Raw genomic sequence first — 23,583 nt, 5'->3', positions numbered from 1 at the left:
AGTCAGCCTTTCAGGGTTTGCTGAATAACAAAGGGCAAGATGCCGCCGTGCAGCAGATAGCCAAGCTCCTGCTGCGAGTCGATCACCGCCGTCAGCGCAAACTCGCCGAGCAGCCTGCTATTTCGACTGATGCGCAGCTGTAACGGCGTTGTACCGGGTTGTAAGCGGTCCAGCCCGGCGAAATCCAGCGTTTCGCTGCCGTCCATTTCCGGCAAACGCGCCGCCTCGCCCGCGCAGAAGTGCAGCGGCAGGATCCCCATGCCAATCAGATTGGTACGATGGATGCGCTCAAAACTCTCCGCCACTACCGCCTTAACGCCCATCAACGCCTGGGCTTTCGCCGCCCAGTCGCGGCTGGAGCCGGCGCCGTAGCGTTCGCCGGCGAACACCACCAGCGGCACGCCGCGCGCCAGCCAGCTCTGCGCCGCTTCATAGGCGGGCAGGATCTGCTGATGGTCGGCATCCCATGCGAAACCGCCGCCGCCGCGTTTCTCCGGCGGCAGCAGCCGGTTTGCCAGCGCCTTGTTGGTGAAGGCGCCGCGCACCATCACCTCATGATTACTGCGTCGCGTCGAGTAGAGGTTGAGATCCTGCGGATCCTCATGGTGTTCCAGCAGCCATTTTCCCGCCAGGCTGGTGGGCGGAATCGCGCCAGCGGGCGAGATATGGTCGGTGGTCACGTCGTCGCCAAACCACAAAAAGGGGCGCGCGTCGCGCAGCGACAGCGGCGCAGAGGGATCGCGCGGCAGACGCTGCAAATAACCGGGACGACGCAGATAGGTCGAGCTCGCTTCCCACGGATAGTGCATGCTGCCCGGCGCGGCGATCTGCTGCCAGTGCGGTGTGCCCTGCCAGATAATCTCGCGGCGTTTAACGTAAAATTCCCGCTTCATGGCGCGCTCGACCCACTCTTCCACCTCTTCGCGCGTCGGCATTAAATCCCGCATGCGGATCGGCTGCTGCTGCGCGTCGTAGCCCAGCGCGTCGTGGATCATATCATGGGAAATATGGCCTGCCAGCGCCCAGGCGATCACCAGCGCCGGCGAGGTGAGGTAGCCGTGCCCGAGGCTGGGATTGACACGACGGGGAAAGTTACGGTTGCCCGACAGCACGCAGACCGCCTGCAGACCCTCGTTCACCAGCGTCTCCATCGCAGGCTGCAGCGCGCCGGAGCTGCCGATGCAGGTCATGCAGCCGTAGCCGGTCACGTCGAAGCCGATCTTCTCCAGTTCGCTCAGCAGACCGCAGGCGCTGAGATAGTCGGTCACGGCGCGCGAGCCCGGCGAGAACGAGGTTTTCACCCAGGGTTTGGGTTTCAAACCGTGCCGCGCGGCGTTGCGCGCGAACAGCGCCGCCTGCATCACCAGCCACGGATTGGCGGTGGTGGTGCAGCTGGTAATGGCGGCGATGGCGATGGCGCCCTGCTCAATTTCCTGCGGATAGGCGGCTTGCTGCCAGCGCCGGTTACGCGCTTCAGCCGGCAGGCTGTCGCGAAAGCTTTCGGCGGCGCGGCTCAGCGGGATTTGCTGATGCGGGTTCACCGGCCCCGCCATGCAGGGTTCGATGCTGCCGAGATCCAGCGCGATCAGCTGGGTAAATTCAGGCGTTGGGGTCTCCGGCGAGCGCCACAGGTGCTGCCGCTGCATATAGGCGTGAACGATGGCCTGCTTCTCTTCACTGCGTCCGGTCATCTGCACATAGTCGGCGCTGCGATCGTCCCACGGGAAAAACACCACCGTGGCGCCATATTCCGGCGCCATATTGGCGATGGTGGCGCGCGACTCCAGCGGCAGCAGATGCAGCGACGGGCCGGTAAATTCGACAAACTTGCCGACCACACCTTTTTCGCGCAACAGGCGGGTGATATGCAGCGCCAGATCGCTGTCGCTGACGTCAGCGGCCAGCGCACCCGACAGCGAAATGCCGATAACCTCCGGAAAGCGCAGCGTAACCGGTTCGCCGACCAGCGTCGCCTGACCCTCCAGTCCGCCTACGCCCCAGCCCAGAATGCCCAGCGCGTTAATCATCGGCGTATGGCTGTCCGTCGCCACCATGCAGTCGGCGTGCAGCAGCGGCACCTCTTCCCGCGCGTCCACCGTGACGATCTCCGCAATCGCCTCCAGGTTCATCAGATGAATAATGCCGGTGCCTGGCGGGATCACGCGGAAGTTATCAAGACTCTGCTCGGCCCAGCGAATAAAGCGATAGCGCTCGGCGTTGCGACGAAAGTCAAACTGCAGATTCTGCTCCAGCGCGTCGGCGGAGGCGTAGCTTTCGACGATCACCGAGTGATCGATGGTCAGCACCGCCGGAATATGCGGATTGATGCGCTGCGGATCGCCGCCGAGTTCGGCGGTGAGATCGCGCATCGCCGCAAAGTCCGCCAGCGCAGGCAGGCAGGTGGTGTCGTGAAACATCAGGCGGTCGGGATAAAAGGCGACCTCTCCAGCCGCCTCTTCGCCCTGTAGCATACGCAGAAAATGGGGCAGCGCCTGCGGCGAGCGCAGCGCGACATTCTCCAGCAGAATGCGCAGGCTGAACGGCAGGCGCTGTAGCCGATCGAGCGGCAGCAGTTGGGTCAGATCGAGAAACTGAAAAAGGTGGCCATCAATGACCAGCGTTGAGCGTTCCAGAGATAAGGGCGATGTCATACAAACCTTCCGCTATCACAGCATTGTTATGTTCTCAGATGGATAACGTGCCACGCCAGAAGGGCGTTGAAAATTGAACCTTGAATAAGAGAGCGTTCTCATAATGAGAACGCTCTGCGAGGGGCTCAGGCGTCAGCCAGGTAGCTGTCAATGATCGACTGCAGGCTGCCGTCCTGCTGCCACTGGGTCAGCAGTTCAACGATCTGTTCATAGCGCGCCGGCTGCTGGCGCGGCACGCAAATCGCCTGATTGATGGCGCCAAAGTTGTCCGGCAAGACGCGATAGCCCGCCTGTTCGCGGGCGGCGCGGGTCAGCGGCTGGCGAATGCCGGCCGCCATATCCCCTTCTCCTCTCAGAAACGCATCGATTGCCGCCTGGGAAGAGTCGAGTCGGTTCAGCGTCGCGTGCTGCAGCTGGCGCGTCAGATGCAGATCGTAGGCGGCGCCTTTGCCGACGTTGATGACCACGCCCGGCCGATCCATCTGGTCAACGCTCTGCCAGCTGCTCTCCGCTCTCACCAGCACCGTGCCCTGAATTTGAATGTAGGGCTGCGTAAAGCGCAGCACCTCTTCACGTTTGGGATCGACGGCAAGAAACGCGATATCCCAGCGGCCATTTTGCGCATCGTCCACCACTTTTCCCGCGGTGGGGTAAGTGACGAACCGCGGCGGCGTGTCGAGCGCGGCCGCTATTTTACGGGCGATCTCGACGGTAATGCCGCCTGGTGCGCCGTCTGGCAGGGTGGTGGCCAGCACGGCGTTGCCAAGATTAATGGCGAAACGGATTTCTGAATCAGCGATGACTGACATGCGGTTCCTCCGGGAAGCGGTCGTTTGGATCCTGCTGGCTGGTCTCAAAGTTCAACCGCTGGATTTTACCGGCGACGAAGAGATAGCAGCAGAGGTTCAGGAAGGCGCAGACGCCGACGAAAATCAATGCGCCATTAAAGGAGCCGGTGTCCTTAATAATGTAGGCGATGATAATCGGCGTGAAGATCCCGGAGATATTGCCAATCATATTGAACAGGCCGCCGCTCAGCCCCACCGCCTCTTTTGGCGAAAAGTCAGAGACCACGCACCAGCCCATTGCGCCGAATCCCTTGCCGAAGAAGGCGAGCGACATGATCGCCACCACAATCCAGGCGGAGTCGACGTAGTTGCAGATCACCATGCTGACGGCCAGCAGCATGCCGATGACAATCGGCGTTTTGCGCGCCGCCGACAGGCTAAAGCCGCGCTGCAGCATAAAGTCGGAGAGTACGCCGCCCAGCAGCGCGCCCGCACAGCCGCACAGCGCCGGAAGCGAGGCGACAAAGCCTGCTTTCAGAATGGTCATGCCGCGATCGTGCACCAGGTAGACCGGGAACCAGGTCAGGAAGAAATAGGAGAGCACGGTAAAAAAGAACTGCCCCATATAGACGCCCAGCGCCAGGCGGCTGGTTAACAGCTTTCTGGTGTAGCCTTTGCTGCGGGTGTCCCCTTTTTTTGTCGCTTTGAGGTTGGTCAGCCCGCCGCCGGACTGAATATATTCCAGCTCGGCGTGGTTAACCAGCGGATGGACTTTTGGTGTGTCCGCCAGCACGCGGCTCATCAGCAGCGATATCAGGATGCCAATGCCGCCCATAAACCAGAACACCGATTCCCAGCCGAAGGTGTAAGAAAACCAGCCCATCAGCGGCAGGAAGACCACCAGCGCGAAATATTGCGCGGCGGTGGTAAAGCCAGAGGCCTTGCCGCGTTCGCGCGCCGGGAACCAGGCGGCAAGAAAGCGCGAGTTGGCCGGCAGCGTTGGCGCCTCGATCAGCCCCATCATAAAGATAAAGCCGAACATCATGACGCGCGTCACCCAGACGCTGTCAAACGCGGTGCTGAACCCCACCAGGAAAACAAAAAACGACCAGGCGAAGACGCCGGTGACCAGCACTTTTTTCGAGCCAAAGCGATCCAGCAGCCAGCCGCCGGGATATTGCCCCAGCACGTAAGCCCAGGTAAAGGTAGAGATAAGATAGCCCAGCGCAACAATATCCAGGCCGGCGGCTTTCACCATATCCGTTCCGGCAATAGAGAAAGTGGCGCGATCGCCGTGATTCAGCGCAATACTGAGGAATACCATCAGCAAAATCATATAACGATAGTGCGTCGGCTTATTTTTTCGTGGTGCGGAGTGTAAGGTATCCATTATTTCGGCCTTTTTTGCCATTCGATTAATTAAATCGGTAAAGTTCAGCCGGATTTGCCACAAATAACTTGTGCCGAACCTGTTCATTACTTGCCCAGTGAAAGATTTTCGAAAGAATTAACGCATCGTCTGGCATTTTTTTATTCGCGCTTATCAGGCTGGGGTGCGGCCAGTCGCTGCCCCACAACACGCGTTCTGTCGCTTCATGTAAAAAGCTTTTTACTAAGGCGGACATATCTGAGACGTCGTCGCGTCGCGACTGGTGGTAAAGGCCAGAGAGCTTGACCCAGCAGCGACCCTGGTTAATCAATTCCCACGCCAGCCGCCAGGCCGGATGCGCCATCGGCTCGGGCTGCGGCAGACGGAAAACATGGTCGATCACCAGATTGCCTGGCAGCTGCAGCAGACGTTCACGCAGCGACCAGAGCTGGTCGGCGGAGGCGTGGATCTGCAAATGCCAGCCGCGCGCCGCCAGCCGATGCGCCAGCGGCAGCATCATCTCCGGCGTGGTGGCGCTGCCTGCGCCGAAGTTGAAACGCACGCCGGTGACGCCCGCCTGCCCGAGCGCGTCCAGTTCGCTATCACTGACCCGATCCGTCACCACCGCTTCGCCGCGTGCGCAGTCGCCCGCCTGCGCCAGCGCCGCCAGCAGACAGCGGTTATCGGTGCCGTAGGATGAGGGCTGCACCAGAACATGCCGCTGAAAACCCAGCCGCCTTTTCAGGTGCGAATAGTCGTCAAGCGTCGCGTCCGGTAAATTGCGCGTATCGTCCGGTGCGCAGGGAAACCGATGATCATAAATATGGTGATGACAGTCGCAGCTGTTTTCCGGCAACAGGCTGTCCGGCGAAGATGAAATATCGCTATATTTCACCTCCTCCTTAATAGAGTGGCTGTTCACGGCTGGCCTTTATTATTGACGGTTAGAAAAGAGATTACGCCATCAGGCGTTTTAATTTCGCGACGGCGGATTGCGCGCTGCTTAATACTGGACAGGCGGCGGCCGCTTTTATCTCCTCGAAGGCGACTTCCATCGAAAAATGGGCCAAAACGATGGCGTCGACGTGCGGGTTCTGGCGCGCGGCTTCGACCACCAGCCGGTTATGAAGCTCAACGTTGCCCGCGCTTAGCGCGTCGCGCGCGCCAGCCACCACCTGCGTTCTCAGCGTCGCCGTCGAGCCCTGCGCGGCGGCAAGCTGGTGAAATTCCGCCTCCATGCTCGGCACGGCAGGCGCGAACGTTGCCAGCATCAGAATATCGTTGCCCTGCGCCAGCGCCGCTTCAAACATCGCTTCGTTGGGCTTCAGCACCGGCAGCGCGTGTCGCTGCGCGCTGGCGTCGATCGCCTCGCCCAGCGCCGAGCAGGTAAAGAGGATCGCGGCGGCGCGCATCGACAGCGCATATTCCACCAGTGCGTCAATACGCCGGTAAAATTCAGGCGTCAGCGCCGCTACCTTGCCGCGATCGCCGCTCAGCGCGTCATCCAGCAGGTTGGCAATCTCTGCCTCAGGCCACTGCCGCGCGAAGGTATCGTTGACCGGCGCCACCGCCAGCGGCGTCGCGTGGATCAACACAATGCGTTGGCTCATGATGTTCTCCATGAAAACAGGCTGCCGCCCGTGCAGCAGCCTGACGTCAGCCGTTACGCGCGAATAGCCGCAGCCACACGCTCCGCGAACGCTTTGGTGCCGCAGCTGCCGCCCAGATCCGGCGTGCGCGTTTCGGGATTTTCCAGCACTTCGTCGATGGCGCGGTTAATCTCCTGCGCCGCTTTCAGGAAGGTCGGCTGGTTATGCTTTTCCGCATACCACGCCAGCATCATTGCCGCCGACAGGATCATCGACACCGGGTTGGCCTTGTCCTGATTCTGGATATCCGGGGCGGAACCGTGCTGCGCCTGCGCACAGCAGTGGGTGTCGCTGGCCATGATAGAGCCTGCCAGACCCAGGCTACCTGACAGCTCGCTCGCCAGGTCGCTGATAATGTCGCCGTAGAAGTTGGTGGCGACCAGCACGTCGAAACGCTCAGGGTTACGCACCAGATGCGCGGTTGAAGCGTCGACCAGCAGATCGTCCAGCTCCACTTCCGGGAACGCTTTGGCGACGTCGCGCACCGCTTCCAGGAAGAGGCCGTCGGTCATATGGAAGCTGTTGGCTTTATGGATCGCGGTGACTTTTTTACGGCGCTGCATCGCCAGTTCAAACGCTTTGCGCGCGATGCGCTCAGAGCAGTGGCGGGTAATTTTACGCGTTGAAAGCGCCATGTCCGGGCTCGGCATCACTTCGCCCCAGCCGCGCGTCATGTTGCGATCGGGATAGAAGCCTTCGGTCGCCTCACGCATGATCACCAGATCCATGGTCTTGCCCTCTTTCATATTCGAGGTCAGGAACGGGCGGGTACGCGCCGGGCGCACGTTGGCGTAGAGGTCAAGGCCGATGCGGAAACCGGCGGAGACGTTGCGTCCGCCCTTTTCCGGCGCCGGATAGTCGGCGTGCGACTGGGTGCCGAGAATAATGCCGTCGTAGGTTTTCGCTTTTTCCAGCGACTCCTGACGCAGCGTGGTGCCGTGCAGCTCCAGACTTTTAAAGCCGACATCTTCATAGTCGAACTCAAAACCCAGGCCATAGGCTTTGTCCAGTGAGTTCAGCACGGTTACCGCAGCTGAGGTGATTTCAGGACCGATGCCGTCACAAGGCAGAACCAGAATACGCATATACACTCCAATAGTGGGTCAGTTTCGATTGCATTTTTATACCAATAAATGCACTGGAAGCAAGGTGATGGAGATCACATTTATCACACAAAAAAATCACATTTGTGCAAGGCTGTTAAATTTCAGTCAGTTAGCGGCACGAGAATTGCCAGGCGGCCTGCCTCTTTTTATCTCTGTTCATTACCCCGCTTACCGCAATCAGTAATCACCCGCGCTCAGGATTAAATTTGTGATCTTAACCACAAATTAACATGGATGTACTTTGCATTTATAAATACATAAAAGCAGTATGTGCCCATTCATTGCGCACGAAGGGAAAAAGTATGATCAGGTTAGGCGTTATCGCCGATGACTTTACCGGCGCCACGGATATCGCCAGCTTTATGGTGAACGCCGGCTGGAAAGTGGTGATGTTTAACGGCGTGCCCGAGCAGGCATTCGCCTCTGAAGGTGTGGACGCGATCGTCATCGCGCTCAAGAGCCGCTCGATTGCGGTAGAGGATGCGGTGAGCCAGTCGCTGGCCGCATCCGACTGGCTTAAGGCGCAGGGCTGCCAGCGTCAGCTGTTTAAATACTGTTCGACATTTGACTCCACCGCGCAGGGCAATATTGGGCCCGTTACCGACGCGCTGATGAAAAATCTTCACGCTGAAATGACGCTGGTGTGCCCGGCGGTGCCGGATAACGGCCGCACCATCGTGCACGGCCATTTGTTCGTTAAAGGCGAGCTGCTTAACGAAAGCGGCATGCAGCACCATCCGGTAACGCCGATGAAAGCGTCGTCGCTGAAAAAGCTGATGGAGGCGCAGTCAACCGGCCTGTGCGGCAATATCACCCTTGATACGGTAAAAAATCATCCGGATCAGATTCAGGCTCAGCTGGCAGCGCTGCAGAAGAGCCAGGCTCGCTATGTGATTTTCGACGTGCTCGATAACGCCGATCTGCTGACCGTGGCGCGCGCCACCGCCGCGTTTCCGCTGGTGACGGGCGCCGCCGGACTAGGCTACGCCATCGCAGCGGTCGAGACGCAGCAGCAGCAGCGCGGCGCGGGCAGCGGCATGACGATTGAGGCGGCGGGCTACAGCGTGGTGCTGTCGGGCAGCTGCTCTTCGATGACGCGTCAGCAGGTCGACTTCTATCAGCAGCGCGCCGCTTCGCTGGCGCTGGACGTCGAAAAAATCCTTCACGATGCGGCCTATTTGCCCGTTGTGGCGGAGTGGGTGCGCCAGCACGCTGAGGACGCCCTCGCCCCGCTGGTTTATGCCACGCAGCCGCCGCAGATCATCGCTCTGATTCAGGAAAAGTACGGCGCCGCGCGGGTGAGCGAAAAGATTGAAGGGTTCTTCGCCGAGCTGGCGCAGACGCTGAGCCAGCAGGGCTTTAACAAATTTATCGTCGCGGGCGGCGAAACCTCCGGTGCCGTCACGCAGGGACTGCATATTCGCGGCATGGTAATCGGCGACGCCGTCGCCCCAGGCGTACCCTGGACGCAGGTTCTCGATGAACGGAAATGGGTGATCCTCAAATCCGGCAACTTTGGCAACAGCGATTTCTTCCTGAAAGCACAGGAGCCTTTCCATGAGTGAATCTCAACTGCGCCAGGATCTGGTGCGCTACGCCCGCTCAATGTATCAACGCGGCTACAGCAGCGGCGGCGCTGGCAATATCAGCCTGAAGCTGCCTGACGGCACCGTACTGGCAACGCCGACCAACTCCAGCTTCGGCGATCTGGACCCCGACACGCTGAGCAAAGTGACCATGACAGGCGAGCGACTGGCGGGAGAGAAGGCGTCGAAGGAGATCCTGATGCATCTGGCGATCTACCGTCAGCGTCCACAGTGCGGCGGCATCGTGCATCTTCATTCGCCGTGGCTGACCGCCCTCTCCTGCCTGCCTGGACTGGATAATGAGAATGCGCTGCCGCCGATTACGCCTTACTACGTGATGCGCGTCGGCAAACTGCCGGTGGTGCGTTACCTTCGTCCCGGATCGCCGGTGATTGCCGAAGAAGTCGAAAAACTCGCCGTTGAGCACAATGCGATGCTGCTGGCGAATCACGGCCCAATTATTTCCGGGAAAAATATTCGCGAAGCGGTATTTAATGCCGAGGAGTTAGAGGAGACCGCCCGGCTCTATTTTATGCTTAAGCCTTTTGGCATGAATACGCTGACGCCGGAAAATGTCGCCGAGTTAGACGCCCTTTTTAATATGAAATAACCTTAACGCGCCCGAGTTATTTATCGCTCGGGCTTTCTGTACCTGTAAAAAATAAAAACAGAGTTAATTCGACCATGTCATTGATGCTGATTACCGGGATCGTCATGTTTATCGTGCAGACCTGGTGTTTACTGAAAAATAGTTTCCCGCCAGGTATTCTGTTTATTATCCTGCCTACCCTCGCCGCGCTGGTGTGCGGATTCGGCTTCCGGGAGCTGGGCGACTATGTCGCGCTGGGGCTGAAGTCAGTGGTCGGCACCGCCACGCTGGTGGCCTTCAGCGCCATGTTTTTTACGCTGATGAAAGAGGCGGGCGTATTTGACGTGATCGTGCGGTTTATCCTGCGTTTCGTTACCCCATCGACCTTTTCCGTGCTGCTGGCGACGCTGGTTATCGCCTCCGTCTGTAGCCTTGACGGCAACGCCTACGCCACCCTGCTGGTCACCGTGCCCGCGCTGCTGCCCATCTACGAAAAGATGAACATCAGCCGAAAAACGCTGCTGCTGCTGGTGACGGTGGGCGTCGGCGTCACCGGCATCACGCCCTGGGGCGGATCCCTTAATCGCGCCGTCGCGGTGACTCATCTCGATATTCTTGCCGTTTACTATCAGCTGCTGCCGCTGCAAGGGATGCTGTTTGTGCTGGGCGTCCTGCTCTGTGCCTGGATGGCGCGCGTTGAGAACCGCAAGGGATCGGGCATGGCGCCTGAAGCCTTCTATCAAATGCGCCAGGAGATGCTCAACCCGCAGGCGAATCCGCGTCCCTGGCTGCTGAAACTCAATTTTGCGCTGGTCATCGCCACCATCGTGACGCTGGTGGCGGGCTGGGTGGCAGGCAATTATCTGTTTATGATCGCCTTTGCGCTGGCAGTCATGATTAATTATCCCGACGCAAAAAAAGCGCAGCAAAAAATCAAAGAGTACGCGATCACCATATTTCCGGTTATCGTCATTTTTCTCACCATCGGTGTCTTTGTCGGCATACTGCAGAATACCGGCATTATCAAAGTGCTGGTTAGTGAACTGGCAGCGATATTTCCTGACAGCCTCGGCCCGTATCTCTATCTTATTCTGGCGGCCTTTAGCGTGCCGGTGGTGATTTTAATCGGTTCCGACGCGTTTTATTTCGCCCTGCTGCCGCTGGCAGTAGGACTGGGACAGAGTTTTAACGTCTCGCCGCTGCACGTCACCATCGCCATGCTGATCACTGAACAGATTGGTTTGCTGCTGAGCCCGGTTATTCCGGCGACCCATCTCGGCCTGAGTCTGCTCAATTTACGGGTGGATGAGCATATTCGCCACTCTGTGATCAAGGTCTGGATCCTGAGCGTTAGCGCGCTGCTGGCGGCGATGCTGCTTGGCATCGTACCGGTGTAACGCCATGATCCCAGCTGAACGACATCAACATATTCTCGACGCGCTGGCCGACGAATCCTGTCTTAGCCTTGCGGCGCTGGCGGATCGGCTGCGCGTCTCGGTGATGACCATTCGCCGGGACGTCGCCGAGCTTTCCGCCTCTGGCGCGCTGATCGCCGTGCGCGGTGGGGTCAAGTCACTCGCTTCCGTCGCGCGCAGCCGCGAGGGCGTGGCGGAGAGCCGTTCGCTGCTGCGCGCGGCGCTGAGCTATCTTAAAGAGAGTCGCGTGATTTTCCTCGATAGCGGCGCGCTGTGTCGCCAGCTGGCGCAGCAGATCCCCTGGACGGCGGAGATGACGGCGGTGACCAACGACTTCCTGATCGCGGGCGATATCCTGCGTGACACGCCCGCGCAGCTTTTTTTCACTGGCGGCGAACTCAGTCGCAGCGACCATAGCTGCTATAAGTCGCTGGCGCTGGAGTCGCTCAGTTCACTGAGCTTCGAGCTGCTTTATCTGTCGCCGATGAGTTGGAGCGAGCGCGGCGTCTGGCATCATGACGAGCATCGTCAGCGCTGGTATCGCGCGCTGGCCGCGGCGTCGCGCCGCACGGTAGTGCTGGCAGACAGCCGCCGCTACGATCAAAGCGGCCTGTTCAACCTTTACAGCCTCAGCATCGCAGACGTGGTGATCACCAATTTTACCGCGGCGGAAAGGCTGCTTCAGGGGCGCGTCGATCCGCTGAAGCTGCATCCGCTGCGGGACTGACTCAGGCTTACACGACGAGGAGAGAACGCATGACGCATACCGCATCCGGTTCCTGGCTGCTTCATCCGGCCGATATTCAGCCACACGAGCGCGGCGGCGCCTGCACCTTCGGTTCAGAAATGCGTCTGCCATCGAGACGATGAAAATTATGTGGAATTATGGTTCACCGGAGGCTACCCGTACGCTGGTGGAAACCGGCGAAACGCGACCGATCGCGGCGGAGCACATTATCAAAGAAAGAGGAGAAGAGCATGCCTGAGATTGTGGTCTATGCGGTAGAAGGCCGTTCTGCCGAGCAGAAGAAAACCCTGATGGTGAAGATCACCGAGGCCGTGGTAGAGAGTTTCGGCGTAGAGCGCGATCGCGTGGTGGTGTCGATCGTCGAGACCAAAGCCAGCGATAAAGCACGCGGCGGCGTGCTTTATAGTGAGCGTGGGAAGTAGCGATAAGCGCTGCCCCAGCTCAATGACAATGAGGCTGTATATAGCCTCATTTTTTAGCTCTGGCGCTTACTCAGCATCGCCGTAACAGCATGCAAAGAGGACGCCACCGCACCTGATAGAAAGCCAGACGTTTTCTTACTGAATTTACTGTCCGTCAGCGGCTAAGCCTGATGCCACTTGCGCTGTCCAGTCAACCAGCCTACTTCGCGATTTATCACTTATTAATCCTGCCAAATACAGGGAATTAGAACGCTGAACATGATGTGTGGGGCTGATCACATCTAAAGAAAATAGGTGTTAGCCTTAATGGTATTTTGTTGATCTAAAGAACCGTCAGAAGTTAGATTGATGTTGCTCATGTTAAAAATTCGTAAATGACTCCCTGGGTATTTCCCTACCTCTTACTCATCCAGACGTAACACCAGGTCTGGAATCAACGCAGAGAAAGACGATGGTCAACATCACTGAAACCAAAGATAAAGGCGCAGAAAAAGGCATAGAGAATCAGCCGGGCTGGGTAAAAACCTGGTGGAAACTTATGGACTTCGATATTGGTATCATTCCATTACCGGTCTACATCCTCATGATTATTCTGATGATCAGCTTTACGGCTATCAACGGCATAACCAAAGAACTGGCAATGGTTATTGCCATTGCGGCTACATTTGCCTTTACCCTGGGTGAGATAGGTAATCGCCTGCCTTTATTAAGAAATATTGGCGGCGGTGCGGTGTTGGTGACCTTTGTGCCCTCTCTTTTAGGTTATCTGGGCTGGATCCCGCAGCCAATGACCGACAGCGTAGGTGAATTCTTTAAAACCAGTAAAATTCTCAACCTGTTCATTGCCGCTGTCATTGTCGGTTCGATCCTGAGTATGGATCGCTCATTGCTGATTAAAGGCTTTCTGAAAATCTTTGCTCCGCTTGCTGCAGGCACAGTCTGTGCAGGCATTGTCGGGACCGGCGTTGGCGTGCTGATGGGTATTGACCTACACCAAACATTTTTCTATATCGTGGTGCCTATTATGGCTGGTGGTGTCGGTGAAGGTGCGATCCCACTGACAATTGGATATTCGCAAATTCTGGGGCATGACCAGGGGGAAATGCTGGCGAAAGTGATGCCTGCCATCATGGTCGGCAACCTGACGGCGGTTATTCTTGCCGGCCTGCTGGCAAATCTGGGAAATCGGCTGCCCCATCTGAGCGGTAACGGTGTACTGCAGCCTGGCGCTGAGGATCTGCTGGGCAAACAGCCAAAAGCAGAGAAAGGCTGTGATATTCGCGCCGTTGCAGCCGCTGCCATCGTGGCGGTCATGCTCTATTTGGTCGGCGTGTTAATGCATGACCTGATGAAGTGGCCTGCGCCTGTCGTGATGCTGTTTCTGGCGGTGTTGCTGATGCTGTGCCATCTGATTTCGCCGCGCATTCAGGCGGGCTCGGCGGTGGTTTACAAGTTTGCGCTGACGGCAATGGCCTTCCCGATTTTGTTCACCTTCAGCCTGGTTCTCACGCCGTGGGAAAGTCTGATTGCGGGCTTCGCGCCGGCAAACCTGATAACCATCGTGGCAACGGTGCTGGCAATGGTAACAGGCGGCTTTTTTACTGCTCGATTCGTCAACCTCTATCCTGTTGAAGCGGCAATTGTTACCAGTACCCACAGCGGGATGGGCGGCGCAGGCGATATCGCTATTTTGACCGCGAGTAACCGCATGCGCCTTATGCCGTTCGCGCAGATTGCTACGCGTATCGGCGGAGGCATCACCGTGGCGATCGCCCTGATCCTGATGCATCTGATGTATTGAACATTCAGCCTCTATCAAAAAAGCCCGGACCCTGTCCGGGCTTTTTATTTAGCCTGTTTCTCACGAGAAGCATCTGAAAGGTGCATACGCATGTAGTCGGAAGCTGCCTCTCTGTCATTTTCAAGTAGCAATCCGATCAAGATCAGATGCTCTTTACACCGGCGCAAGGCCTGATCGCGGTCCACCGCTTTCGTATACTCCATCAGGCGACGCACGCGGTTTAAACGCCGTAATGAGTCAAGGATAAACATGTTGCCTGAACAGGCAGCAATGGCTTCATGCAGTCGGGTATTAGCATCAAATATTTGGGCCGGCGTAACAGAGAAAATGGCACCGTTGCATAGCCACTCCTGCTCTTCGTGACACTGAAGAATGCTGGCCCTGTCGAGTTTGAAAGTGGGTTCAAGAATTCCGGCGGGCTCGATGATTTTCCTGAAACGATAGCTTTCGTTATAGGCCCCACCGGATGACATCGACTCTGCAAACATCCAGCCATGACCGGGCAGCCGTTCGATCCAGCCTTCATGATGAATGCGCAGCAGGATATCACTGAGCAGGCTACGAGTAATGCCGTAGCGGCGCATCATTTCATTCTCAGTGACCTTTTCTGGCAATTCACCGTTCAGCCTGTCATTAGCAATTTTGAAATAGATTTCATCCGCACTGCTTTTCACCGGCTCGGTAAAAGGCGAACAGGAAAGCGCACCTTCCGCCACCACATAGCCCCCTTCCGGATGGCGGCTAATCAGCTTTTTATCCGCCATCTTTGCCAGAGCGGTGCGGACGGGTGAGCGGGAAACCCGCAGATGCTCAGCCAGCGCGCGCTCAGGGAGACGCGCGCCGACAACAAGTGACTGGTTATTAATGTACTGAATAATGCTTTGAACCAACTGCGCTGACAGCGTCTGGGGCATCACGACTCACCCTGTAAAAAAACCAAAACCTAACTTTAACCCGAGAGAGTTAAACCCGTAAATTTCTAGCCAGCCCGCAAATGTGACTCTGATAACAAAAAAATACCACAACAATTGTTTCACACCTACTTTATGGTATTTTGAATAAACAAGATACCAATGAGGTGGCTATGTCAGCAGCATTTTTATCGGAAAATATCTATGGCGCGTGCGACAGCCACGTTCATCTTTTTATGCCCGATATCTTTTCCTATTCCAGCGACCGTCGCTACACGCCAGCCTCTGCAACAGTGATTGACTTAGCGGCTCATAACGAAATGTTGGGCGTGACGCACAACGTGCTGGTGCAACCCAGCTGCTATGGTACCGATAACCGGGCGCTCCTGCATGGCCTGACGGTTTTAGGCGCGGAACGAGCCCGGGGCGTCGCCGTTATTAATGTCGACCACGTCACCGATGAAGAGCTGCGTGCACTGCACCTGAAAGGGGTCCGCGGCATTCGCCTGAACCTTTCCGTTTCAGGCCAGGGGGATATCGCCCGCATCCGCGCTGAAATGGAAAGAGCGGCAGAACGCATCGGCCCGCTGGGATGGCATATGCAGATTTTCGCCAGTCCCACTCAGTTAGCCCTGCTGCTGCCAGTCATTCGCGACAGCAAGGTTCCCGTTGTTCTGGATCACTTTGCCGGGGGCGCCGCGCTGGCCGATCAGATTTCGGCACTGCTTCATCGCTCTGACATCTGGATAAAACTCTCAGCGCCAGGGCGTGTATCTGCTGCTTCCGGTTATGCCGATCTGTCAGGCGTGGTTAAGCGCTTTATCAGCGCTGCGCCCGACCGTCTTATCTGGGCATCAGACTGGCCTCACACGGGCGGCCATGGCCGCCGCAGCGGCTCGATTTGCGATATTGAACCTTTTGCTGCCGTTGACGATCGTCAGGATCTCCATCGCCTTGCCTGCTGGATCGATAACGACGACCTGTTCCGCCGCATTCTGACTACCAACGCCTACGCGCTTTACGATTTCTGAAACTGAAAAGAAGGCCGAATCATGATTGTTACTGTTAATCCCGCTACTGGTCGCCCGATTGCTGAGTATCCACTGCACTCATCTGCGGACGTAGAGAAACGCATTGCCGGCGCATACGACGCGCAGAAATCCTGGGGTAAGAAGCCGGTTTCTGAGCGCGTGACCCTGCTGAACAACGTGGCTGAAGTGCTGCGTCGTCACAAAGCTCGTTATGCGGCAACCATCACCGAAGAGATGGGCAAGCCTATTGCCGAAGCCGAAGCAGAAGTTGAGAAATGCGCAGTGACCTGCGAGTTCTATGCAGAAAGCGCGGGGAAATTTTTAGGCGACACACAGGTGTCGAGCAATGCCACTGACAGCCGCATCGTTTACGATCCGTTGGGTGTTGTATTGGCCATCATGCCGTGGAACTATCCGTTCTGGCAGTTCATTCGCTTCGCCGCGCCTGCACTCGCTGCCGGTAACGGCGCCCTGCTTAAACATGCTAACAATGTTGCCGCCTGTGCCATTCAGCTTGAGGAACTGTTTCGCGAAGCCGGGACGCCAGAAGGCCTGGTGTCGACGCTGCTGATCAACGCGTCCGATGTGGCGGGCGTACTGGCAGATAAGCGTGTGGCAGCCGTTACGCTGACAGGTTCAACGGAGGTTGGCAAAATTGTCGCTTCCCAGGCGGCCAGCCTGATGAAAAAACAGGTTCTTGAGCTGGGCGGTTCCGATCCCTTCCTCGTTCTGGCTGATGCCGATGTCGAACTGGCCGCAAAAATGGCGGTAAAAGCGCGCTTTTCTAACACCGGGCAGAGCTGCATCTCATCCAAGCGCTTCATCGTGGACGCAACCGTTGCAGATAAGTTCGTTGGGCTGTTTGTCGAAGGCGTCAACCAGCTGAAAACCGGTAGTCCAACCGATCGAAATAACACTATTGGCCCGATGGCACGCGAAAATCTGCGCGATGCGCTGCACGCACAGGTTGAGCGCAGCGTTCAGGAAGGGGCAACGCTGGTTACCGGCGGTCGCGCTGTCGATAGCGAAGGCTATTACTACCTGCCAACGGTGCTGGATAACGTTACGCCGCAGATGACTGCCGCTATCGAGGAAACCTTTGGCCCGGTGGCCGCCATTATTCGCGTGCAGTCTGAGGAAGAAGCGATTGCCGTGGCCAACAACACCGAGTTCGGACTGGGTGCGGCTGTCTGGACCGGCGATGTCGAAAACGGCTACCGCGTCGCCCGCCGCATTGAAGCCGGCGCCGTCTTTGTTAACGGGCTTGTCGCTTCCGATCCGCGCCTGCCGTTTGGCGGAATCAAGCAGTCTGGCTATGGTCGTGAGCTGGGCGAACTGGGCATCCGCGAGTTTACCAACGTCAAAACGGTGTGGATCGGACCCGCTAAGTAAAAAAGAGGACTCTGAGCATGATTAAAACAGAATCGAATTCATATCTGCTGCATCCGGCAGATATAAAAAAACATGACCGTGGCGGCGGCGCCAGCACAACGCCTCTGGTGACGGCAGGGATGGGCGCCAGCGCCTTTATTACCGGTTATACCGAATTTGCGGGCGGCGCGAAAATTCCGTTCCATTTCCATAACTGTGAAGAGAGCGTGCTGCTGGTTGAGGGCAACGCAATTTTTGACATCGACGGGCAGGAGTTTGCGATCCAGCCTCAGGATGTCACCTTCATCCCGGCAGGCGTTCCGCATCGCTTTCGCAACGCCTCGGAAACGGAGCCGATGAAGATTATGTGGGTGTACGGTTCACCCGATGCTAATCGTACGCTGGTTGAAACGGGCGAGACGCGGCCGATTGCGGCAGAGCATAAAAGCTAATTAATCAGATTAACGTAAGGAACAATCATGAAATTTCTCGTTCTGCCAGGCGACGGTATCGGCCCTGAAATCATTGAATCAGCCGTCGCGGTACTGAAAGCAGTCGACCAGAAGCACGGTTTAGGCATTGAGTATGATTATCAGGAGATCGGCTTCGCCAGCCTGGAGAAATATGGCACAACGCTGCGTCCTGAGCTGCTGGAAAACGCGCGCACCTACGAAGGCATTTTGCTGGGCACCATTTCTCACGCCGATTACCCCAGGCCAGATAAAGGCGGCATCAACGTTTCAGGTGCATTTCGCGTAGGTCTGGATCTTTACGCCAACGTGCGTCCGGCACGCACCCGTCCTTATATCACCAGTAACCTACGTGAAGGCAAAACCATGGACCTGGTGATCATGCGTGAAGCGACGGAAGGCTTTTATCCCGATCGCAACATGGCCCGTGGCTGGGGTGAAGTGATGCCGAGCCCGGACATGGCGCTTTCTACGCGTAAAATTACCCGTCACTGTTCTGAGCGTATCGCCCGCCGTGCGTTCGAACTGGCAGCCAAGCGCCGCAAAAAAGTTACCGCTATTCATAAAGCCAACAGTTTCCATATGACCGACGGGCTATTCCTCGAGGCCGTGCGCACCGTGGCAAAAGACTTTCCGGACGTGCAGCTGGACGACCTGCTGGTCGATGCTTCTACAGCGCACCTGGTGCGTAATCCCGAGCGTTTCGACGTACTGGTCGCCACCAATTTCTACGGTGACATTCTCTCTGATCTTGCAAGCGAACTGTCGGGCAGTCTGGGCCTGGCCGGTTCGGTCATGGCAGGTGATCATCAGTGCTGTGCTCAGGCGCAACACGGTTCAGCACCTGACATCCAGAACCAGGATAAAGCGAACCCGACCTCTATGATCCTGTCGGTAGCCATGCTGCTGGAATGGATTGGCGAGAAGAAAGCGTTGCCTTTGTGGACAGAAGCGGGTGCAACCATTCACAACGCGATTGAAAAAGTGCTGGCTGAGCCAGCGCACCGCACCGTTGATTTGGGCGGTAGCACAGGCACCAGCGCTTACACCACGGCGGTTATCGAGCAGATTCGCAGCCAGTAGTTGACGGTCAGAATGTGGGCCGCGGACAGGGACGTCCACCTGATTAACGCAAAAGGTGAGAGATAAACATGCCAGAGATTGTGGTGTATGCGGTAGAAGGCCGTTCTGCCGAACAAAAGAAAAGGCTGATGGTAAAAATCACCGAAGCGGTCGTTGAGAGTTTTGGGGTTGATAAAGATCGTGTCGTCGTGTCCATCGTTGAAACCAAAGCGGCAGATAAGACGCGTGGCGGTGTGCTTTACAGCGAACGCAACAAGTAAAACCGAGAAGCGGGCGCTGCTGCCCGCTTTTTTATAAGGAACAAAGAATGATCCATGTCATTGCGATAATTACCGCCAGACCTGGCATGCGGGATAAAATTATTGCCCGCGTTCAGGAAAATATTCCAGCGGTTGTCGCGGAAGAAGGCTGCATCGAATATCGTCCGGTGGTTGATCTGTCAGCTGAAGCCGCTACCGGCTTCGGTTGCGACACGCTGGTTATTATTGAAAAGTGGCGTGATGAAACCTGTCTGAAGGAGCACGCAGCCGCAGCACACATGAAAAATTACGCTGAAAAAGTGAAGGATTTTATTCAGGAACGAACTATCCGCATTTTGAAAGACATCTGACCTGACCTGCTCGTTTATTAAAACGCAAACTATTGGCTTCACCGCCAATGGCTTGCTCATGCTCACTGAACGCTCACCACACTTTTCCGGAGCCTGCAGATGACCACGCATTCTCGTTTACGCCAGCAGTTGGCGGCTTATGGTATTACCCCCTCCGCTGACATTATTTACAACCCTGATTACGCCACTCTGTTTACTGAAGAGACGCGCGCCGATTTTACCGGCTATGAAAAAGGTGTGGTCACCCGCTCGGGCGCTGTCGCCGTGGATACCGGCGAATTTACCGGCCGCTCGCCGAAAGATAAGTACATTGTGCGTGACGACATCACGCGGGACACTGTCTGGTGGTCGGATCAAGGCACAGGAAAAAACGACAACCATCCTCTTTCACCAGCGATCTGGGAACATCTTAAATCGCTGGTGTGTCATCAGCTTTCTGGCAAGCGCCTGTTTATTGTTGACGCCTGGTGCGGCGCCAATGCCGACACGCGCCTCGCCGTGCGTTTTGTTACCGAAGTCGCCTGGCAGGCTCACTTCGTGAAAAACATGTTTATTGCGCCGGCTGCGAGTGAACTTGAAAAATTCACGCCTGATTTCATTGTGATGAACGGCGCCAAATGTACCAATCCAGACTGGCAGGCTCAGGGCCTTAACTCGGAAAACTTCATTGCCTTTAACCTGACAGAAAAAATCCAGCTTATTGGCGGCACCTGGTACGGCGGCGAGATGAAAAAAGGCCTGTTCTCGGTCATGAACTACCTGCTTCCTCAGCAGGATATTGCCTCAATGCACTGCTCTGCCAATGTCGGCCAGGCGGGCGACGTGGCGCTGTTCTTTGGCCTCTCCGGAACCGGGAAAACCACGCTATCGACCGATCCTGCCCGGCAACTGATTGGCGATGATGAGCACGGCTGGGATAATGATGGCGTCTTCAATTTTGAAGGCGGCTGCTACGCCAAAACTATCCATCTCAATCCGCAGGCAGAACCTGAAATTTATCAGGCGATTCGCCGCAATGCGCTGCTGGAAAACGTGGTGGTACGAGAAGATGGCAGCATTGATTTTAACGATGCGTCTAAAACTGAAAATACCCGCGTAACCTATCCCATAAATCATATCGAGAACATCGTTAAGCCCGCATCCAGGGCTGGCCATGCCCGTAAAATCATTTTCCTGACCGCTGACGCCTATGGGGTACTGCCGCCTGTTTCTGTGTTGACTGACGAACAGGCGCAATACCATTTTCTTTCCGGCTATACCGCCAGGCTGGCCGGAACTGAACGCGGCGTAAATGAACCCACCCCAACCTTCTCCGCCTGTTTTGGCGCCGCGTTTCTGAGCCTGCATCCGGTGCGCTACGCCGAAGTGTTGGTAAAACGCATGAAGGCAGCTGGGGCTAAGGCCTATCTGGTGAACACCGGCTGGAATGGTCAGGGCAAGCGTATTTCGATTAAAGATACCCGCGCCATCATTAACGCGATTCTACGCGGTGAAGCGGATAACGCAGAGACCTTTACGTTACCCGTTTTTAACCTTGCCGTACCGCATGGACTCAAGGCCCTTTCAGCAGAAATCCTTGACCCAAGAGCATCCTGGGAGAGCGAACAGCACTGGCGGGATAAAGCCTTGTTCCTTGCTGACAAGTTTGTCACCAATTTTGAGACGTTCACCGACACTGCAGAGGGCCAGGCCCTCACAGCGGTGGGGCCGTTAAATAACTAAAAAACTTACTCCGTACCTGTGAAGGAGATGCACATGATCTCGCGTCGTTCTCTGTTAAAAACCCTGCCGCTGGTCGGCGTAGCTGCAGGCGTCAAGGCAAAACTGAGCTGGGCTGCGGCTATTTCATCTGACAATTTTGCCACTAAGCTTACGTTTATCCCGCCATCATGCAGCTGTGACTGCCATGTGCATGTGTTTGATCCTGAACACTTCCCCTATGCGGAAGAAAGGGTTTATACACCCGACCATGCTTCCATCAGCGATCTGGAGCATCATCTTAAAGCGCTGCACATGGATCGTGTCGTGCTGATTCAGCCGAGTCCATATGGCACGGATAACCGTTGCATGCTCAATGCAGTTAATGTTCTCGGTCAGAAAAGGGCGCGTGGTGTGGCCGTGGTTGATGATGATATTTCTTCTGAGGCGCTAAAGAAGCTGCACGAACAGGGTGTGCGCGGTTTGCGTCTGAATATGGAGGCGCGCGCTGGGGGTAAACTCAGCGCCGAAGAGAGCGGCAGCTACTTGAAGAAAATGGCGGATAAGATCAGCGCCCTGGGCTGGCACCTGCAGATTTATACCACTCTGCATGACATCGCCGCGTTGAGCGCCACAATCACTACGCTGTCCGTTCCGGTCGTCATTGACCACCTCGGCAAGCTGAAAGCAGAGGAAGGGGTGCAGCAACAGGGTTTCAGCGAGCTGCTTACCCTGCTTGATTCTGGCAACGTCTACATCAAACTTTCAGCCCTCTATCGGGTGACAAAAGATACGACCTGGCAGAACGTTGGCCCGTTTATCAACGCGCTGGTTTCCCGCAAACCTGAACGCCTCCTCTGGGCCTCTGACTGGCCGCACACCATGCCGGCCCCGGGTAAAAAACGCACCAAAGAAGGCATTGAGTACTTCTATCCAGTTGATGACATGTCTATTCTTAATGCGTTCGGTTTATGGCTGCCTTCTGAGAGGGTTCGACAGGCGATTTTTGTGGATAACCCTTCCCGTCTCTACTGGGCTACATAACTTTTCACTGGACGGTTTTATTGTTCCACTGTGCTTAGTGTTGCCGGCATCATGGATGCCGGTGGTTGAAAGCGTTCCTCAAGACAGGAGTAGTGCGGGGAAAACCAGTAGGCCACACTATAGCCTCATCTTTTCAGCTTTGGCGCTTACTCAGCATTGCCGTAACAGCATGTAAAGAAGACGCCACCGCACCCGATAAAAAGCCAGGCTCTGTCTGACTAAATTCACTGCCCGCCAGCGAAATGACATGACGCCACTCGCTGTCGAACCAGTCACCACAGCCTGCTTCAATCGGCCCGCTGCCGATTTCATCTTCACTGGTTGAGGTAAAGGGATCGTCTGCCCAGTCTTTGATAAAAACCTGTAAAGGCGCAGAAGCCTGTTCGCCGAAAAGTCGTTTTAACTGCTCTGTTGAGGCGGACATGATCGCCTGCTGCCCTACTTTTTTACGCTGCGCGGCAGGCATGCCGATAAAGCCCATTAGTGCGGCTTCGCCCGATGAAGTCGTGGCATCATGGATCTCGACCAGCGGCCCAGCCATGCTTTGCGCCGAGCCAGATAAGCCCGCTTCGCGCCAGAAAGGACGCGGATAAACCGCAAAGAATTTCGCGTGCGGCGCCATCCAGGTAGGCGTTTTCTTCCAGCGCTGCAGGGTGCGGGGATCGGGCGAAGGAGAAAAGGCGATATGCGCCGCTATCAGGCGGGGTGGTAACGCAAGAATCAGGTGCGATGAGGCCACCTGAAACGCTGAGCCATCCTTTTGTGTGAGCGTGGATATTACGCGTTGGCCATCCCGTTCGACCCGTGAAAGCCGCGTGTGGCAGTGAACGGAAGAGAGGGGCAAGGTCGCTGCCAGTGCGGATATTAATGCATAATTCCCGCCCGCCAGGCGTAACGCTTCCGGCTCAGGCTGGTCATGCGCTACGCTAAAGCGGCGAGGTAATTCCCGCGACATGCGATGAAATATTACGTCGCCTTCGCTGTATTGCGGAAAGGTTTCGAGACCCAGTTCATTCACCAGATCGCGCAGCGGCAATTGCGTTCGCGGCCAAAACCATGATGCGCCCAGATCAAACCCTTTTTCTGCAGGCTCGCCCTCTTGATTTGCCGACAGCACTCTTCCACCCAGTCTGTCTCGCGCCTCAAACAGCGCAAAGTCAACGCCAGCGCGGTGAAGAAGTCGGGCCGCATTCAGGCCCGCAACTCCCCCGCCAATGATTACAACTGGAAAATATTTCACG

The 23,583-nt window shown here is 56.5% G+C and carries 22 protein-coding genes; 14 read left to right on the top strand and 8 right to left on the bottom strand.

The features are described 5' to 3' along the window. Nucleotides 1–2: 2 nt before the first annotated feature. From acnA to B2J69_RS00970, 6 genes are all read right to left on the bottom strand, one after another. Nucleotides 3–2,651, bottom strand: coding sequence for an aconitate hydratase (gene acnA, locus B2J69_RS00995; RefSeq protein ID WP_081134974.1), 2,649 nt, complete (start codon nt 2,649–2,651; stop codon nt 3–5). Between the two features lie 125 nt (nt 2,652–2,776). Further along, nucleotides 2,777–3,460: a transporter substrate-binding domain-containing protein gene (locus B2J69_RS00990; protein WP_081134972.1), complete on the bottom strand. Its 684-nt coding sequence runs from the start codon at nt 3,458–3,460 to the stop codon at nt 2,777–2,779. Continuing rightward, the gene (locus B2J69_RS00985; RefSeq protein ID WP_081134969.1) at nt 3,444–4,829 is read right to left on the bottom strand and encodes an MFS transporter; all 1,386 of its coding nucleotides are present in this window, start codon (nt 4,827–4,829) and stop codon (nt 3,444–3,446) included. Before B2J69_RS00985 ends, B2J69_RS00990 begins: the two co-directional genes overlap by 17 nt. Before the next feature lie 25 nt (nt 4,830–4,854). Beyond that, nucleotides 4,855–5,703 carry an amidohydrolase family protein gene (locus tag B2J69_RS00980; protein WP_236722671.1) on the bottom strand — a complete coding sequence of 283 codons (849 nt, stop codon included), beginning with the start codon at nt 5,701–5,703 and terminating at the stop codon, nt 4,855–4,857. A 61-nt stretch (nt 5,704–5,764) separates the two neighbouring features. After that, nucleotides 5,765–6,418 (bottom strand): arylsulfatase, encoded by a 654-nt coding sequence (locus B2J69_RS00975; RefSeq protein WP_081134964.1) that lies wholly within the window; start codon nt 6,416–6,418, stop codon nt 5,765–5,767. 53 nt (nt 6,419–6,471) lie between these two features. Further along, nucleotides 6,472–7,542: an isocitrate/isopropylmalate dehydrogenase family protein gene (locus B2J69_RS00970; protein ID WP_081134962.1), complete on the bottom strand. Its 1,071-nt coding sequence runs from the start codon at nt 7,540–7,542 to the stop codon at nt 6,472–6,474. Nucleotides 7,543–7,865: 323 nt separating this feature from the next. Here B2J69_RS00970 and otnK point away from each other — a divergent pair, with 323 nt between their 5' ends. From otnK to B2J69_RS00940, 6 genes are all read left to right on the top strand, one after another. Beyond that, entirely contained in the window at nt 7,866–9,128 is a 1,263-nt protein-coding gene (gene otnK, locus B2J69_RS00965) for a 3-oxo-tetronate kinase (RefSeq protein ID WP_081134960.1), read from the top strand. Beyond that, the gene (gene otnC / locus B2J69_RS00960) at nt 9,121–9,759 is read left to right on the top strand and encodes a 3-oxo-tetronate 4-phosphate decarboxylase (RefSeq protein WP_081134957.1); all 639 of its coding nucleotides are present in this window, start codon (nt 9,121–9,123) and stop codon (nt 9,757–9,759) included. Before otnK ends, otnC begins: the two co-directional genes overlap by 8 nt. Before the next feature lie 74 nt (nt 9,760–9,833). Continuing rightward, nucleotides 9,834–11,135: an SLC13 family permease gene (locus tag B2J69_RS00955; RefSeq protein WP_081134955.1), complete on the top strand. Its 1,302-nt coding sequence runs from the start codon at nt 9,834–9,836 to the stop codon at nt 11,133–11,135. 4 nt (nt 11,136–11,139) lie between these two features. Beyond that, the gene (locus B2J69_RS00950) at nt 11,140–11,880 is read left to right on the top strand and encodes a DeoR/GlpR family DNA-binding transcription regulator (RefSeq protein WP_081134953.1); all 741 of its coding nucleotides are present in this window, start codon (nt 11,140–11,142) and stop codon (nt 11,878–11,880) included. A 158-nt stretch (nt 11,881–12,038) separates the two neighbouring features. After that, nucleotides 12,039–12,323 (top strand): tautomerase family protein, encoded by a 285-nt coding sequence (locus B2J69_RS00945; RefSeq protein ID WP_143806238.1) that lies wholly within the window; start codon nt 12,039–12,041, stop codon nt 12,321–12,323. Nucleotides 12,324–12,774: 451 nt separating this feature from the next. Next, complete coding sequence (locus tag B2J69_RS00940) at nt 12,775–14,124, top strand: 2-hydroxycarboxylate transporter family protein (protein WP_201789468.1); 1,350 nt, start codon at nt 12,775–12,777, stop codon at nt 14,122–14,124. A gap of 44 nt (nt 14,125–14,168) precedes the next feature. Here B2J69_RS00940 and B2J69_RS00935 read toward each other — a convergent pair whose 3' ends face one another. Continuing rightward, entirely contained in the window at nt 14,169–15,038 is an 870-nt protein-coding gene (locus B2J69_RS00935) for a GntR family transcriptional regulator (RefSeq protein WP_081134951.1), read from the bottom strand. A 170-nt stretch (nt 15,039–15,208) separates the two neighbouring features. Between B2J69_RS00935 and B2J69_RS00930 the strand changes: the two genes are divergently transcribed. The 8 genes from B2J69_RS00930 (at nt 15,209) to B2J69_RS00895 (ending at nt 22,342) form a co-directional block, all read left to right on the top strand. Next, entirely contained in the window at nt 15,209–16,066 is an 858-nt protein-coding gene (locus tag B2J69_RS00930; protein ID WP_081134949.1) for an amidohydrolase family protein, read from the top strand. Nucleotides 16,067–16,087: 21 nt separating this feature from the next. Further along, on the top strand, nt 16,088–17,458 hold the full coding sequence (locus tag B2J69_RS00925; RefSeq protein ID WP_081134947.1) for an NAD-dependent succinate-semialdehyde dehydrogenase: 1,371 nt from the start codon (nt 16,088–16,090) through the stop codon (nt 17,456–17,458). 17 nt (nt 17,459–17,475) lie between these two features. Further along, entirely contained in the window at nt 17,476–17,889 is a 414-nt protein-coding gene (locus B2J69_RS00920; RefSeq protein ID WP_081134944.1) for a cupin domain-containing protein, read from the top strand. Between the two features lie 27 nt (nt 17,890–17,916). Further along, nucleotides 17,917–18,990, top strand: coding sequence for an isocitrate/isopropylmalate dehydrogenase family protein (locus B2J69_RS00915; RefSeq protein WP_081134942.1), 1,074 nt, complete (start codon nt 17,917–17,919; stop codon nt 18,988–18,990). 68 nt (nt 18,991–19,058) lie between these two features. Beyond that, nucleotides 19,059–19,250 carry a tautomerase family protein gene (locus tag B2J69_RS00910; RefSeq protein ID WP_081134941.1) on the top strand — a complete coding sequence of 64 codons (192 nt, stop codon included), beginning with the start codon at nt 19,059–19,061 and terminating at the stop codon, nt 19,248–19,250. Between the two features lie 47 nt (nt 19,251–19,297). Further along, on the top strand, nt 19,298–19,600 hold the full coding sequence (locus B2J69_RS00905) for a putative quinol monooxygenase (protein WP_081134939.1): 303 nt from the start codon (nt 19,298–19,300) through the stop codon (nt 19,598–19,600). A 99-nt stretch (nt 19,601–19,699) separates the two neighbouring features. Then, a complete protein-coding gene (pckA, locus tag B2J69_RS00900; protein WP_081134937.1) occupies nt 19,700–21,322 on the top strand; it encodes a phosphoenolpyruvate carboxykinase (ATP) in 1,623 nt (540 codons plus the stop codon). A 33-nt stretch (nt 21,323–21,355) separates the two neighbouring features. Then, nucleotides 21,356–22,342 carry an amidohydrolase family protein gene (locus tag B2J69_RS00895; RefSeq protein WP_158083410.1) on the top strand — a complete coding sequence of 329 codons (987 nt, stop codon included), beginning with the start codon at nt 21,356–21,358 and terminating at the stop codon, nt 22,340–22,342. A 133-nt stretch (nt 22,343–22,475) separates the two neighbouring features. On the opposite strand, the gene B2J69_RS00890 is transcribed toward B2J69_RS00895, so the two are convergent. Continuing rightward, the gene (locus tag B2J69_RS00890) at nt 22,476–23,582 is read right to left on the bottom strand and encodes a flavin monoamine oxidase family protein (RefSeq protein WP_330847863.1); all 1,107 of its coding nucleotides are present in this window, start codon (nt 23,580–23,582) and stop codon (nt 22,476–22,478) included. Nucleotide 23,583: the final 1 nt, after the last annotated feature.

This window comes from Pantoea latae, from assembly GCF_002077695.1.
Classification (GTDB): Bacteria; Pseudomonadota; Gammaproteobacteria; order Enterobacterales; family Enterobacteriaceae; genus Pantoea; species Pantoea latae.
Note: the sequence above shows the minus strand (reverse complement) of the source record. Positions and strands in the feature narration are given on the sequence as shown.

What these genes read in the sequence shown, in the direction of transcription:
- acnA (WP_081134974.1), bottom strand. Translation starts at nt 2,651, where the DNA reads ATGACATCGCCCTTATCTCTGGAACGCTCAACGCTGGTCATTGATGGC.
- B2J69_RS00990 (WP_081134972.1), bottom strand. Translation starts at nt 3,460, where the DNA reads ATGTCAGTCATCGCTGATTCAGAAATCCGTTTCGCCATTAATCTTGGC.
- B2J69_RS00985 (WP_081134969.1), bottom strand. Translation starts at nt 4,829, where the DNA reads ATGGATACCTTACACTCCGCACCACGAAAAAATAAGCCGACGCACTAT.
- B2J69_RS00975 (WP_081134964.1), bottom strand. Translation starts at nt 6,418, where the DNA reads ATGAGCCAACGCATTGTGTTGATCCACGCGACGCCGCTGGCGGTGGCG.
- B2J69_RS00970 (WP_081134962.1), bottom strand. Translation starts at nt 7,542, where the DNA reads ATGCGTATTCTGGTTCTGCCTTGTGACGGCATCGGTCCTGAAATCACC.
- otnK (WP_081134960.1), top strand. Translation starts at nt 7,866, where the DNA reads ATGATCAGGTTAGGCGTTATCGCCGATGACTTTACCGGCGCCACGGAT.
- otnC (WP_081134957.1), top strand. Translation starts at nt 9,121, where the DNA reads ATGAGTGAATCTCAACTGCGCCAGGATCTGGTGCGCTACGCCCGCTCA.
- B2J69_RS00955 (WP_081134955.1), top strand. Translation starts at nt 9,834, where the DNA reads ATGTCATTGATGCTGATTACCGGGATCGTCATGTTTATCGTGCAGACC.
- B2J69_RS00950 (WP_081134953.1), top strand. Translation starts at nt 11,140, where the DNA reads ATGATCCCAGCTGAACGACATCAACATATTCTCGACGCGCTGGCCGAC.
- B2J69_RS00945 (WP_143806238.1), top strand. Translation starts at nt 12,039, where the DNA reads ATGGTTCACCGGAGGCTACCCGTACGCTGGTGGAAACCGGCGAAACGC.
- B2J69_RS00940 (WP_201789468.1), top strand. Translation starts at nt 12,775, where the DNA reads ATGGTCAACATCACTGAAACCAAAGATAAAGGCGCAGAAAAAGGCATA.
- B2J69_RS00935 (WP_081134951.1), bottom strand. Translation starts at nt 15,038, where the DNA reads ATGCCCCAGACGCTGTCAGCGCAGTTGGTTCAAAGCATTATTCAGTAC.
- B2J69_RS00930 (WP_081134949.1), top strand. Translation starts at nt 15,209, where the DNA reads ATGTCAGCAGCATTTTTATCGGAAAATATCTATGGCGCGTGCGACAGC.
- B2J69_RS00925 (WP_081134947.1), top strand. Translation starts at nt 16,088, where the DNA reads ATGATTGTTACTGTTAATCCCGCTACTGGTCGCCCGATTGCTGAGTAT.
- B2J69_RS00920 (WP_081134944.1), top strand. Translation starts at nt 17,476, where the DNA reads ATGATTAAAACAGAATCGAATTCATATCTGCTGCATCCGGCAGATATA.
- B2J69_RS00915 (WP_081134942.1), top strand. Translation starts at nt 17,917, where the DNA reads ATGAAATTTCTCGTTCTGCCAGGCGACGGTATCGGCCCTGAAATCATT.
- B2J69_RS00910 (WP_081134941.1), top strand. Translation starts at nt 19,059, where the DNA reads ATGCCAGAGATTGTGGTGTATGCGGTAGAAGGCCGTTCTGCCGAACAA.
- B2J69_RS00905 (WP_081134939.1), top strand. Translation starts at nt 19,298, where the DNA reads ATGATCCATGTCATTGCGATAATTACCGCCAGACCTGGCATGCGGGAT.
- pckA (WP_081134937.1), top strand. Translation starts at nt 19,700, where the DNA reads ATGACCACGCATTCTCGTTTACGCCAGCAGTTGGCGGCTTATGGTATT.
- B2J69_RS00895 (WP_158083410.1), top strand. Translation starts at nt 21,356, where the DNA reads ATGATCTCGCGTCGTTCTCTGTTAAAAACCCTGCCGCTGGTCGGCGTA.